The following is a 13,105-nucleotide window of genomic DNA, read 5'->3' as shown; positions in this document are numbered from 1 at the left end:
TTCCCGGAAAACCTGCCGCTGGCCTCAGGGCGACGGCGGCAGGAGTTCACCGTTTCCCAAGCTAGGCCGGGGTTCCCGTGCCGGAAGGGCTGACGTCCATGGCAATCACCCGCATCATTCTTCCGCGCCTGATCCTCTTGCTCTTCGTCGTGCTCGGGGTTGCGGTCATCACGTTCACGATCTCGCATCTCATTCCCGGCGATCCGGCGCGCATGATCGCTGGCGACCGGGCAAGCGCCGAGACACTTGAAAATGTCCGGCGCAACCTGGGTCTCGACCGGCCGGTCGTTGAACAGTTCACCATCTATATCGGCAATCTGCTGCAGGGTGATCTCGGCACGTCGCTCAGGACCAACCGCCCGGTTGCCGCCGATATCCGCACCTTCCTGCCGGCGACGCTGGAGCTCGGCGTGGTCGCGCTTTTCATCGCGATCTGTCTCGGCGTGCCGCTCGGTGTGCTCTCGGCCGTCTACAAGGATGGTCCAATTGATCAGGTGGCACGCACGGTCTCGGTCTGCGGCATCTCGATGCCAGTCTTCTGGTTCGGCCTGATCCTGATCTATGTGTTCTATGCGAAATTCCAGATCCTGCCCGGCAGTGGGCGCCTGGCCATGGGCATAGTGGCGCCTGAGCGCATCACCGGCTTCCTGCTGATCGACTCGCTGTTGCAGGGCCGTTTCGACGCATTCCGCAGCGCGCTTTACCACATCATCCTGCCGGGCTTCGTGCTGGCCTTTGCCAATATGGGCGTGATCACCCGCCAGATCCGCGCCTCGATGCTCGACGTGCTGCAGGAGGATTATATCCGCACTGCCCGCGCCAGCGGGCTGCGCAAGGGCATGATCATTTTCAACTATGCGCTCAGAAACGCGCTCATCCCCTCGATCACTCTGCTGGGGCTCGCGCTCGGCGATCTTCTCTATGGCGCGGTGCTGACCGAGACGATCTTCGCCTGGCCGGGCATGGGAACCTATGTTGTGACCTCGATCCAGACGCTCGATTTCCCCGCCATCATGGGTTTCACCATCGTCGCATCCATCGGCTATGTGCTGATCAACCTCCTGGTCGATCTCGCCTACATGCTCGCCGACCCGCAGATCAGGGAGGTCTGATCATGTCCGCCGTCATGCCGACAGAGCCTGTTGCGTCGAACGCAGCGATCCGCAGGGCCAAGCCCTTCTCCGAGCGGCTGCGTTATCTCTGGTACCTCAGCCGCCGCAGCCCGCTGACGCTGGTGGGCGTCGCGATCATCCTGCTCGTCCTCGTGATGATCATCGCCGCACCCGTCATAGCACCCTACAATCCGGACAAGGTGTCGCTGACGGCGCGCCTGTTGCCGCCGAGTGCTGTCCACTGGTTCGGCACGGACGAGGTCGGCCGCGACCTGTTCTCGCGGGTGATCTACGGGGCGCGGGCGTCCTGTGGCGCCGCCTTCATGATCGTCCTGATCTCGATGTCGGTCGGAGTGCTGATCGGCTGCTTCTCTGGCGTCGTCGGCGGCCGGGTCGACACCGCCATCATGCGGCTGATGGACGTCGTTCTCGCCCTGCCGGCGCTAGTGCTCGCCATGGCGCTGGCCGCAGCCCTTGGTCCGAGCCTGTTCAATTCCATGCTCGCGGTCGCGATCGTACGCATCCCCGCTTATGTGCGCCTGGCCCGCGGCCAGACGCTTTCGCTGCGCGAGCAGGTCTTCGTGAAAGCGGCGCGCACCTTCGGCGCCTCGCCTTTCTACATCCTGCGCTGGCATATCCTGCCGAACGCGATGTCGCCGATCATCGTCCAGGCAACGCTCGATCTTGGCGGCGTCGTGCTGATCGCGGCCGCCCTCAGCTTTATCGGCCTTGGCGCCCAGCCGCCCACCGCCGAATGGGGTGCGCTGGTCAGCAGCGGTCGCAGCTACATGCTCGATCAATGGTGGTACGCGACCTTCCCGGGCCTTGCCATCCTGATCACGGCTATGGGGTGCAATCTCGTCGGCGACGGCATTCGCGACATGCTCGACCCGCGCTTGAGGGGCAGATGATGATGACCGGAACGGCAGAACCACGCGGCCAGGCGCTGGCCATCAACAATCTGTCGCTGGAGTTTCCAACCTTCAGCGGTGCCATCAAGGCGCTCGACGACGTCACGATCAACGTGGGCAAGGCCGAGATCGTCGGCATTGTCGGCGAATCCGGCTGCGGCAAGTCGGTGACGACCATGGCCGCGACAGGGCTTCTGCCTAGGGGGCGCTACCGCATCACCGGTGGCACCGTCAGGCTCTTTGGCCACAGCACGCTTTCCATGGACGACGATCAGTTGCAGGACCTGCGCGGCAAGGTGGTTTCCACCATCTTCCAGGAGCCGATGAACGCCCTCAATCCGACGATCCGGATCGGCAAACAACTCACCGACGTCATCATACGCCACGAGGAGATAGGCCTGGCAGAGGCGAGGCGCGTCGCTCGGGATATTCTGGCCGACATGCTGATCGGCGAGCCTGAGCGGGTCATGAATCTTTACCCGTTCGAGCTCTCCGGCGGCATGCGGCAACGGGTGCTGATCGCCATGGCCTTCTCTTGCAATCCCGGTCTCATTATTGCGGACGAGCCGACGACGGCGCTCGACGTCACCGTCCAGGCGGTGATCCTGCGGCTGATCCAGAACCGGGCGCGCCGCACAGGCACTTCGGTCATCTTCATCTCGCACAATGTCGCCGTCGTCTCGCAGCTCTGCGACAGGCTTTACGTGATGTATGCCGGGCGGATCGTCGAGCATGGCGCGACGCGGACCGTGCTCGAGACGCCGCAGCACCCCTATACCCAGGCGCTGTTGCGCTGCTTGCCGGAGCGGGTGGCGCCGAAGCAGGAACTCGAAGCGATCCCCGGTGTCGTGCCGAACCTCCTCAGCCCACCGGCCGGCTGCTACTTCCAGCCGCGATGCAAGGAAGCGGTCGACCAATGTCGATCCCAGTCTCCGCAACTGGCGGGGCCCGGCGGCCAGCAGGTGGCCTGCTGGCGCCGCGGTGGCGCGACGGAACTTGTAGAACGGGGAGGCCGGCAATGATCGAAGGCGTTGGTACCATGGCCCGACCGGTGCTCGAGGTCTCCGACCTGCATGTCCGCTTCCCGGCCTCCCGCAACTGGCTCGGCAGGCCCACGTCTTACGTGCATGCGGTCAATGGCGTGACGCTTGAGGTCCGCGCCGGCAAGAGCCTCGGCATCGTCGGCGAGTCCGGATGCGGCAAGAGTACGCTCGCCCAGGCGATCATCGGGCTTGCGCCTTACGAAGAGGGCAGGGTGGCGATCGACGGCGAGGATTTTCAGAAAGCCCAGGGCAAACAGAAGCGCGCCCTTCGACAGAAGATGCAGATCGTCTTTCAGGACCCGCAATCCTCGCTCGATCGGCGCCTGCCGGTCTGGCGGCTGATCAGCGAGCCGCTGCATATCCGCGGTGGGCACAGCAGGGCCGAACTGCATGAGAAGGCGGAGGAGCTGGCCGTTGCCGTCGGGCTCCGTCCGGAACATCTCGACCGCCTGCCGCACGAGTTTTCAGGCGGCCAACGCCAGCGCATCGCCATTGCCCGCGCGATCAGCACGGACCCGGAGCTGATGGTGCTCGACGAGCCGACATCGGCGCTCGATGTCTCGGTGCAGGCGCAGATCATCAACCTGCTTTTGAAGCTGCAGCGCGAGCGCGGGCTCACCTATCTCCTGATTTCACATGACGTCGCGCTGGTGCGGCACTTCTGCGACGATGTCGCGGTGATGTATCTCGGCCAGATCGTCGAATCCGGCCCGGCCGACGCGGTGTTGCGCAATCCTCGTCACCCCTACACCCAGACGCTTCTGGCCGCGGCTCCGAGTTTCGAAAGCCCGCTGCCGGACATTGCCCAGGTGCGCGCCGGCGAGCTTCCCAACAACCGCAATCTGCCGGAGGGCTGCTTCTACAAGCAGAGGTGCGACCGGATCGGCGGCGGCTGTGAGGCCAGCCAGGTGCTGCGGCGCCTGAGCGAGAGCGCTCGCCATGTCAGGTGTCACCTGGCGCAGACGTAGAGGCGTAGAACACATGCGAGATCCGCGCCTACCGGCCGTAACCTGCGGCGCGGTGCGGGGCCGTCTGTCTCATTTGATGCGCAGTTGCGATAGTTTGAGAAATATAATTTTCTTATAGGAAAAATAATTTGCTTGATATTTCCGACTGTGCAAATTTGTAGCCGCCGCCTTCGGGCGGCGCTTGCCAATCGGGGCTGCCCTTTTGCGATCCCGCCGCTTGCCGGAGATGAGATTGACTGACCCAACGCTGCTCGACGCCTTTCGTCGTCCGGACCCCGCCGACCTGCCGACGCCCTTTGTCGAAATTGATAAAGATCGGCTGATGCGCAATCTGCGCGGCAGGCAGGCGCGGGCCGCTGCCTCAGGTGTCACGTTGCGCCCTCATATCAAGACCCACAAGAGCCTTGCGATCGCCCGCCGCCTTTCCGGGGAGCACGGCTTTGTCCGTTTCACCGACATGGCGCCCGCAATCGGCAGCCGCGTCCGCATCTTTCCCAATCATTCCTGCGCCGTCGTCGCGCAATTCGACACCGCCACCCTGCGGCACTCCGATGGGCGGGCGGTGACGCTGCGGGTCGATGCCAGGGGACGCCAGACATAGGCGCATGCCGTCGGCGTGGCGGCGAACAGATTTTGCTTTGAAGACATGAAAGAGGCCTGACATGACCAAGGAAGTTGAATGGGCGCGCATGACCGCGCCGAGCCTGCGCGAAATTGCCGGCAAGCCGGGCGCGCTTGCGATCCTGCCGATCGGCTCGCTGGAGCAGCACGGCCCACACCTGCCCGTCATCACCGACACGGCGAGCGCGTCCGCAGCTGCGATCCGCGCCGCCCGGCTGGTTGCCGATGACATTCCGGTCGCCGTTCTTCCGGGCTTGTGGACCGGCATGAGCGAACATCATCTGCCCTTCGGCGGCACGATCACGCTCGACTACGATACGCTGAGCCGCCTCATCCGCTGCATCGTCCGTTCGCTGAAGACGCTCGGTTTCCAGCGCCTGTTCATCGTCAACGGTCACGGCGGCAACATGGACCCGCTCGCCGTCGCCGTGCGCGAACTGGCGGTCGAGTTCGCCATGCCGATCGTCGCCACGACGCCCTGGATGCTGGCGCCCGAGGATGCGTCAAAGATCTTCGAGGTCGACACGGGCGCGCACCATGCCTGCGAAGGCGAGGCCTCGGTCATGCTGGCGATCGTGCCGGACGCGGTGAAGACCGAGATGTTCGGCCAGGCTTTCGGCAACCAGCAGCATCCGGTCGACGTGCCGGCCGACGTGTCGCGTTTCTACTCGTTCTCCGAGCGCGCGCCGGTCACCGGCACCTGGGGCGATCCGCGCAGCGCGACCGCCGAGAAGGGCGAACGCTTCCTCGACCTGCAGGCGAGCGAACTGGTGAAGCTGATCCGCAACGACGTGCTCTGGACCAAGCCGGACCCGGTCTGGACGCCCGGCCGCGGCCTCGGCACCACCGCCGGCAAGGCCGACTGATCTTTCCGGCGCCGATGCCGGCACATCGCATTCCATTCCTTTAGGGAGGACAGACCAATGAACATGAAATTCGCGCGGACGCGCAGCACCCTTGTCTCGCTCTTTGCAGCAACCATGCTTTCGGGCGCGGCACTGACGCCGGCCATGGCAAAAACGCTCGTCTATTGCTCGGAAGGTGCGCCGGAAGGGTTCGACGCGGCACTCTATTCGGCCAACAGCACCTGGGACGCATCGGCCGAGACGGTCTATGACCGGCTCACCGAATTCGCCCCCGGCACCACCAATGTCGTTCCGGGTCTCGCCGAAAGCTGGACCATTTCCGCCGACAATCTCGAATATACGCTGAAGCTGCGCTCGGGCGTGAAGTTCCAGACGACGAACGATTTCACGCCGACGCGCGATTTCAATGCCGACGACGTGCTCTTCACTTTCAACCGCCAGATGGACAAGGACGATCCGTGGCACAGCTATTTCGCCGGCGCGAACTGGGAAATGTTCAACGCGATGGAAATACCGGCGGCGATCAAGGAGATCGTCAAGGTCGATGACAGCACTGTCAAGTTTGTGCTGAACCAGCCGGATGCGTCGCTGCCGTCGAAGCTCGCGCTGAACTTCGGCTCGATCGTGTCGAAGGAATATGCCGACAAGCTGGCGGCGGAGGGGCGGCGCCAGGATCTCGACCGCAAGCCGGTCGGCACCGGACCGTTCCGCTTCGTCGACTACCAGCAGGACGCGGCGATCCGCTTTGTCGCAAATGCCGACTATTGGGACGGTGCGCCGAAGATCGATAACCTCATCTTCGCGATCACCACCGATCCGACCACCCGCATGCAGAAGCTTCAGGCGGGCGAATGCCACATCGCTCCATATCCGGCGCCGGCCGATATCGCCAAGCTGAAGGAAAATCCTGATCTCAATGTCATGGAGCAGCCGGGGCTCAACGTTTCCTATCTGGCGATGAACACGCTGGTCGCGCCGTTCGACAAGCTGGAAGTGCGCCGCGCCATCAACATGGCGATCGACCGTAAGGCGATCGTCGATTCCGTCTACCAGGGCATGGGACAGGTCGCCAAGAGCGTGCTGCCGCCGACGATGTGGGGCTATAACGGCTCGATCGAGGGCTACAGCTACGATCCGGAGGCGGCAAAGAAGCTTCTCGACCAGGCCGGCGTCAAGGATCTGAAGATGAAGATCTGGGCGATGCCGGTCAGCCGCCCCTATATGCCGAACGCCCGGCGCGCCGCGGAACTGATGCAGTCGGACCTCGCCAAGGTCGGCATCGGCGTCGAGATCGTTTCCTATGAATGGGGCGAGTACCTGAAGAAGGTGCGCGACGAGGCGCGTGATGGCGCGGTCATCCTCGGCGGCACCAGCGACAACGGCGATCCGGACAACCTGCTCAGCTACTTCTTCAGCTGCGCCGGCGTCGGCGGCGCCAACAATGCCAACTGGTGCTACAAGCCGCTCGACGAGATCTTCCAGAAGGCGCGGACCAGTGCGGACCAGGGCGAGCGGACGAAGCTCTACGAAGAAGCCCAGGCGATCATCAGCGATCAGGCGCCCTGGGTTCCGATCGCGCATTCCACCGTCGTGCTGCCGATGTCGAAAAAGGTGAAGAACTACGTGATGGAGCCCCTGGGCTCGCATCGCTTCGACAAGGTCGACATCGAGGAGTAACCCACCCGATCTGGGCTCGCCGCCAATCCGGTCCTTTAGGCGAGCGTTCATTCGGTTGCGCTTGGGGCGCTGAAGTTTTCGGGCTTCAGTGGCTCCATGGGGGTTGATGAATGACCACGACATTGACCGCCCGGAGGCAGCCGATAGCCGCGCCGGGCGTTGATCGCCGTGTTCGGGTGACTATATCTGCAACTCCCTGGTGCGGAGCGCAGCGGGTACGGAACGGTGCGCTTTGTGCGCAGCCGCTGACGACCCGAGGCGGCGAAATGGCCATGAGAGAAGGCAAGATGTGGTATGTCCTCGGCGCGCCGGGATCCGGCAAAACGGCCGTCGTCGCGCATTTGCGTCACCTGCTTCCCCAGTCGGTGATCCTGGATTGGGACGCGTTGATGGAGCCGGCCGGGTTGCTTGCCGGCTGCGATATCAGCGAGACCGAGGCGACATGGTCGTCCTATGCCGCGCTCGTCAGGAGGGCGGTCGAGATCGCGGATCCCGCCCGTGTTGTCCTGCTTGGCGTCTGTACGCCGGATGAACTTTCAGATTGGCCCGAAGGCCAATGGCTCGTGCTTGATTGTAGCGACAGCGAGCGGACGAGAAGGCTCACGCGTCGAGGCGAGGAAGATGCGGCAATCGGCTCTGCGCTTTCGGACGCTGCCGAGTACCGGAGCCTTGGGCTCGAAACGCTCGATACCACTTCTTTGACAGCAGAACAGGCGGCAGAGGCGATCGCCAGCATTCTGGCACGCGGCCGCCGCTAGAGGCGTTTCATGATGCCGGTGTCCCGCGCAACGGGCGCGGCTCCCGGTTCCGCCCCCTGCTTCATCCTCTCCACTCAGCCACGTCCTTGCATGCTGCTCGGTCCACCTGCCGGTGACCGAGATCTTTCCGCGCGTGGGTTGCGAGTTCCAACGCGGCATGCCGCCTCGGTGAGACGCGTTTGCGGCATTGGGCCGTGAGATCGGGTCGGATGGCCGCGGGTTCGGGGACGGCGTCCTGGCAGCCTCACATGTTCACGAAACGGGATGACGCCGGCGAGCGCCTTGACAAAGGCGAGGCGCTTCCGTAGCATTCACAATATAGCACGCGTTCAATATATTGAACAAGAGGAAATTTGAATGAGCGGTCGCGGCGCGGAAAGAATTCTTGATCTGATCGAGTGGCTCGCGTCGCGCGGCGAGGCCTCCACCCTGGCGGAAGTCGTTCAGGCGCTTGAACTGCCGAAGAGCAGCACGCTGCTTCTTTTAAGGACGCTGGTTGAGGGCGGGTACGTCACCCGGCAGGCCGATGGTCGCTATCTGCTGATCCGCCTGCCCGGCGAGCCGTCGGCGGACAACAATGGCTGGGGCACGATCCTGCGGGTGGCCGAGCCCATCCTTCGCGAGACGGTCGGTGCGATCGAAGAGACGGGCTTCATCGCCGTTCTCACCGACGACCGCCAGGTCCGCTACCTCAACAAGATCCTGCCGATGCGGGAGATCCGCTACGACCGCGACATCGCTGCGCCGCGCGTTGCGCACTACGTTGCCAGCGGTCTCATGCTGCTTTCCGGGCTGAACGACGGCGACCTCGAAGCCTATCTGCGCGGCAACGTCGCACGTGAGGACGATCCGGACGCAATCGCCGAGCGCGTCAGCGCCGCCCGCAGCGACGGCTATGTCGCCAATCTCTACGGACGTGTCGAGGGTGCTGCCGGTGTGGCGGCGCCGATCGTCGATCCGGACGGCCGCATCCTTGCCGTCGTCAATATTTCAGGTCCGCGCGAGCGGATCGCCAACAATCTCGAACGCGTCACCAAGGCGACGGTCGAGGCTGCGCGCCGCGCAAGTGAGGAGCTTTCGCGCCGCGTGATGAAGAACGGGAAAACCCACGGGAGGAAGTAATGACCTATATGAAAAGAGAACTGGCCGGCTGGCTCGTCGCGGCATCGGCAGCGTTCTCGACCGGCGCTTACGCGCAGGAGCCGAAGCTGCCGGACTATTATCCGGCCGACTACGCCCAGCTCGTCGACGCATCGCGCAAGGAAGCCGGGCTCGTCGTCTATTCCAACATGGCCGACAACAACTGGCAGCCGGTAATCAAGGGCTTCAACGAACTCTATCCGTGGATCAAGGTTGAGACGCTGGACCTTGGATCCGGCACGGTGCACACGCGCTGGGAGGCCGAGGCCGGCAGCGGCGCGCGCACCGCCGATGTCCTGGTGTCGGGCGCCAACGACCGCTGGGCACGCTACGGCACCGAGGGCCGCATGCTCGACTATCCGAGCCCGGAAATCGAGAGCCTGCCAGGTTTCGCCAATCCCTATCCGGGCATCTTCGTGATGTCGGCGGATCCGCTCGTCATCACCTACAATGCCGCCCTGCTTCCCGAAGGTCAGCGCCCGACCGGCTTCTCGTCGCTCGTCAAGGCGGCGGCGGCCGACAAGGCAAGCTTCGACGGCAAGATCACCACCTATGACGCGGCGCGCAATTCCTTCGGCCTCGCCGCCTGGTGGAAGACCCTACAGGTCAAGGGTGACGAAGGCTGGAAGGAACTGCGCCAGATCGGACCGATGATCCGCGGCGAAGTCTCCGGCGGCCCGATGAACGAGAAGATTGCCACGGGCGAATATCTCGTCGGCATCGCCGTCTCGGGCATCACGATTTTCCCGCGCCTGGAACAGCCCGGTGGCGAGATCCTCGGCTTTGCCTTCCCGGACGACGGCACCCCGGTCATGCTGCGCGGCCTCGGCATTCCGAACGAAGCCGCCAACCCGAATTCGGCAAAACTGTTCGTCGACTATCTGCTCAGCCGCAACGGCCAGACCCAGATCGGCAAGGGCGGGCTGACCCCCTATCGCGAAGACGTCGATGAAGCCGAGGTTCGCTACACCTACCAGGCGATCGCCGAGAAGGTCGGCATGGAAAATCTCATCGCCGTCGGTTTCGACCGGGCGCTGATCGACGACGCGGCGGGCTTGGCCACCAAGTGGACCGCTGCGATGGCTGGCAATTAACGGCCACGGGCAGGGCCGTCGAGCGAACCGATACCGGTCGGCGGCCTGTCCCCTTTTCTTAACAATACGAAGCCTGACGCCCGTCTTTCGCGCATGCGGACGGCCTTCGAGGACTATTGCCATGACCGAACTCGCAGCAGGGTCGCCAGCGCACGCCGGGCGTGACCGATCGACCGCTATCTTCTGGACCGTGAGTATCCTGACCACGATCCTCGTGATCGGGCCGATTGCGCCCATCATCCTCCAGGCCTTCCTGGACCAGCCGCTCTACAAGCCCGATGCCGCGCTGACCGCCGGCAATTTCGTTCGCCTCTTCACCGAGGCCGGCATGGGCAAGATCGTGCTCAACACGCTCTTCTTCGCCGTCGTGACGATGGTGGTGGCGCAGCTATTCGGTTCGGTGATGGCGGTCATCGTCGGTCGCACCAATCTGCCCGGCCGCAAGTGGATCGGCGAGATCCTGATCTGGCCGCTGTTCGTCAGCAACCTCGTCATGGCCTTCGGTTGGTTCACGATGTACGGCCCGTCCGGCTACATCACCCTTGCGGTCAAGGCGGGGACCGGGCTTACCCCGTGGAACCTCTACAGCCTGACCGGCATGAGCATCGTCGCTGGCCTCAGCCAGGCGCCGCTTGCCTATCTCATGTGCATCGGTGCGGTCACCAAGGCCGATGCGCAGCTCGAGGACGCTGCCCGTTCGGCAGGCGCCAGCCCGATGAAGGCGCTGCTCAACATCACCGTTCCGATGATGCGCCCGGCGATGGTCTACTCCGCAGTCCTGAATTTCGTCATCGGCATCGAGATGCTGGCGATCCCGCTCGTCTTCGGCGGTCCGAGTGGCATCCATACGGTGACGACCTTCCTCTACGACCAGGGCATCAACGCCGCCGTGCAATCCGACTACGGCATCGTCGGCGCGGGGGCCGTGATGCTGCTCGTGATCGTCGGCCTGCTCGTGTGGCTGCAGGGCCGCCTGATGAAGGACAGCGGCCGCTTCGTGACGGTGCGCGGCAAGGCCTCGCGCCCGTCGCTCGTCGATCTCGGGAAATGGCGATGGGTCGCGTTCGCGGCGGTCGCCGCCTACGTGCTCTTCACGATCGTCGCCGTCTTTGCTGGCATCTTCATGCGGGCGAGCGTCAGTTTCCTCACGCCGCTGGTTCCGTTCTGGAAGCTGCTGACCTTTGCCAATTTCGAGCTGATCTTCAGCCAACCCGGCTACATCAGAGCCATCCTCAATTCGGTGGTCATCTCGTTCCTCGGCGGCATCATCGGCACGGCCTGCGTGGTTCTGATCGCTCTCGTGGCCAAGCGCTCCGAGTACCGCTTCCGCCGCGCCCTGGAATATGTGGCCCTGTTCCCGCGCTCGTTGCCGGGCATCATTGCCGGTCTCGGCTTCTTCTATGCGGTGATTTGGGTTCCCGGCCTCGACATGATTCGCGGTACGATCTGGATCCTCATCGCCGCCTTCGTCGTGCGCTACATTCCGATCGGTTTCGGTGCGATCGCCCCGGCGCTGTCGCAGATCGGCGAGGAACTCGACCGGGCGTCCCGCATTTCCGGCGGCGACTGGTGGACGACCGTCACCCGCATCGTCCTGCCGCTCCTGAAGCCGGCGCTGTTTTCAAGCTTCGCGCTGCTCTTCATCCACTTCTTCAAGGAATACGTCACCGCGGTTTTCCTCTATCAGCCGGGATCCGAGATCATCGGCTCGACCATGCTCCAGCTCTACGCCCAGGGCGACAACGGACCCGTCTCCGCGCTGGCCACCATCCAAGTCATCATCACGGCCTTGTTCGTCTTCATGGCGCGCCGTCTACTGGGAGCCAAGATCTATGGCTGATCTCATCCTCGACGACCTCTCCATCAGCTACGGCTCCTACAAGGCCGTCAGCAACGTTTCGCTGACGATCCCGAAGGGAGAGTTCCTGACGCTGCTCGGACCTTCCGGCTGCGGAAAATCGACCACGCTGTTTGCGATCTCCGGGCTCAATCACGCAACCTCCGGCGCAATCCGGATGGGCGAGCGCGTGCTTTTCGACGGCAGAACCGGAACGGTCGTGCCGCCCGAGCAGCGCAACATCGGCCTCGTTTTCCAGAGCTACGCGCTGTGGCCGCACATGTCGGTCGCCCAGAACCTCGCCTATCCGCTGAAACTGCGCAAGATCGGGCGCGCCGAGCAGGACGAGCGGATCAAGGAGGCGCTCGAACTCGTCGAGATGGCGCGCTTTGCCGAGCGCTACCCGTTTGAGCTTTCGGGCGGACAACAGCAGCGCGTCGCGCTTGCGCGTGCCCTAGTCTACCGCCCCGGCCTCCTGCTTCTCGACGAACCGCTCTCCAACCTCGATGCCAAGCTGCGCGAGCGGGCGCGCGTCTGGCTGCGTGAACTGCAGGAACGGCTTGGCGTCACGACCGTCTACGTCACGCACGACCAGGCCGAGGCGCTTGCCGTCTCCGACCGCATCGCGGTCATGGACACCGGCCGTATCCGGCAGCTCGGCACGCCGAAGGAGATCTATGAGACGCCGGCCGACGCCTTTGTCGCGGACTTCATCGGTTCCTCGAACTTCCTGAGCGGAACCGTGGTTGGCGGCAGCGGTGGGGCTGCCAGCGTCCGCCTGGACGATCAAACGGTCATCCGCGCCAATGCCGGTGCAGGCGGCACGGGCGAGAAGGTGGTCGTGGCAGTCCGTCCGGAACGCCTGCAGATCGTCAGCGGCGCCGGCGACAACGTCGTGCAGGCGACGGTGCAGGGCGGCGCCTATCTCGGATCCGTCTATCAGTATGAGCTTGTTGGCGCCGGCAGCACCTTCCGCGTGCAGACGAGCCGGGAGATCGCCGACAGCCAGGTCTTTGTCTATGTGCCGCCGGAAGCTTCGACCCTGTTTTCCGCGCAATCCCGCCCGCAGGCCTGACGC

12 protein-coding genes are annotated in these 13,105 nt (G+C 64.0%); all 12 read left to right on the top strand.

Going from position 1 to position 13,105, the window contains the following annotated elements:
* The first annotated feature begins 98 nt into the window (after positions 1-98).
* The 12 genes from M2267_RS28980 (at position 99) to M2267_RS28925 (ending at position 13,102) form a co-directional block, all read left to right on the top strand.
* The gene (locus tag M2267_RS28980) at positions 99-1,112 is read left to right on the top strand and encodes an ABC transporter permease (RefSeq protein ID WP_043614907.1); all 1,014 of its coding nucleotides are present in this window, start codon (positions 99-101) and stop codon (positions 1,110-1,112) included.
* A 2-nt stretch (positions 1,113-1,114) separates the two neighbouring features.
* A complete protein-coding gene (gene ddpC / locus M2267_RS28975; protein ID WP_052201716.1) occupies positions 1,115-2,023 on the top strand; it encodes a D,D-dipeptide ABC transporter permease in 909 nt (302 codons plus the stop codon).
* Positions 2,020-3,045 (top strand): ABC transporter ATP-binding protein, encoded by a 1,026-nt coding sequence (locus M2267_RS28970; RefSeq protein ID WP_156134037.1) that lies wholly within the window; start codon positions 2,020-2,022, stop codon positions 3,043-3,045. The genes ddpC and M2267_RS28970 overlap by 4 nt, the downstream gene beginning before the upstream one ends.
* Positions 3,042-4,034: an ABC transporter ATP-binding protein gene (locus M2267_RS28965; RefSeq protein ID WP_043614904.1), complete on the top strand. Its 993-nt coding sequence runs from the start codon at positions 3,042-3,044 to the stop codon at positions 4,032-4,034. The genes M2267_RS28970 and M2267_RS28965 overlap by 4 nt, the downstream gene beginning before the upstream one ends.
* A 232-nt stretch (positions 4,035-4,266) precedes the next feature.
* Positions 4,267-4,635, top strand: a complete 369-nt coding sequence (locus tag M2267_RS28960) for a hypothetical protein (protein ID WP_043614901.1) — start codon at positions 4,267-4,269, stop codon at positions 4,633-4,635.
* Between the two features lie 61 nt (positions 4,636-4,696).
* Positions 4,697-5,521, top strand: a complete 825-nt coding sequence (locus M2267_RS28955) for a creatininase family protein (RefSeq protein WP_043614898.1) — start codon at positions 4,697-4,699, stop codon at positions 5,519-5,521.
* 63 nt (positions 5,522-5,584) lie between these two features.
* Positions 5,585-7,198 (top strand): ABC transporter substrate-binding protein, encoded by a 1,614-nt coding sequence (locus M2267_RS28950; protein WP_429119364.1) that lies wholly within the window; start codon positions 5,585-5,587, stop codon positions 7,196-7,198.
* A gap of 110 nt (positions 7,199-7,308) precedes the next feature.
* Positions 7,309-7,956, top strand: a complete 648-nt coding sequence (locus M2267_RS28945) for an AAA family ATPase (protein WP_429119353.1) — start codon at positions 7,309-7,311, stop codon at positions 7,954-7,956.
* A gap of 357 nt (positions 7,957-8,313) precedes the next feature.
* The gene (locus tag M2267_RS28940) at positions 8,314-9,078 is read left to right on the top strand and encodes an IclR family transcriptional regulator (protein ID WP_429119352.1); all 765 of its coding nucleotides are present in this window, start codon (positions 8,314-8,316) and stop codon (positions 9,076-9,078) included.
* Positions 9,078-10,190 (top strand): ABC transporter substrate-binding protein, encoded by a 1,113-nt coding sequence (locus M2267_RS28935; RefSeq protein WP_429119351.1) that lies wholly within the window; start codon positions 9,078-9,080, stop codon positions 10,188-10,190. The genes M2267_RS28940 and M2267_RS28935 overlap by 1 nt, the downstream gene beginning before the upstream one ends.
* 121 nt (positions 10,191-10,311) lie before the next feature.
* On the top strand, positions 10,312-12,030 hold the full coding sequence (locus M2267_RS28930; RefSeq protein WP_043614892.1) for an ABC transporter permease: 1,719 nt from the start codon (positions 10,312-10,314) through the stop codon (positions 12,028-12,030).
* Positions 12,023-13,102, top strand: coding sequence for an ABC transporter ATP-binding protein (locus tag M2267_RS28925; protein ID WP_429119350.1), 1,080 nt, complete (start codon positions 12,023-12,025; stop codon positions 13,100-13,102). The genes M2267_RS28930 and M2267_RS28925 overlap by 8 nt, the downstream gene beginning before the upstream one ends.
* Positions 13,103-13,105 lie beyond the last annotated feature (3 nt).

It is taken from the genome of Ensifer sp. KUDG1 (assembly GCF_050434285.1).
GTDB lineage: Bacteria > Pseudomonadota > Alphaproteobacteria > Rhizobiales > Rhizobiaceae > Ensifer.
Note: the sequence above shows the minus strand (reverse complement) of the source record. Positions and strands in the feature narration are given on the sequence as shown.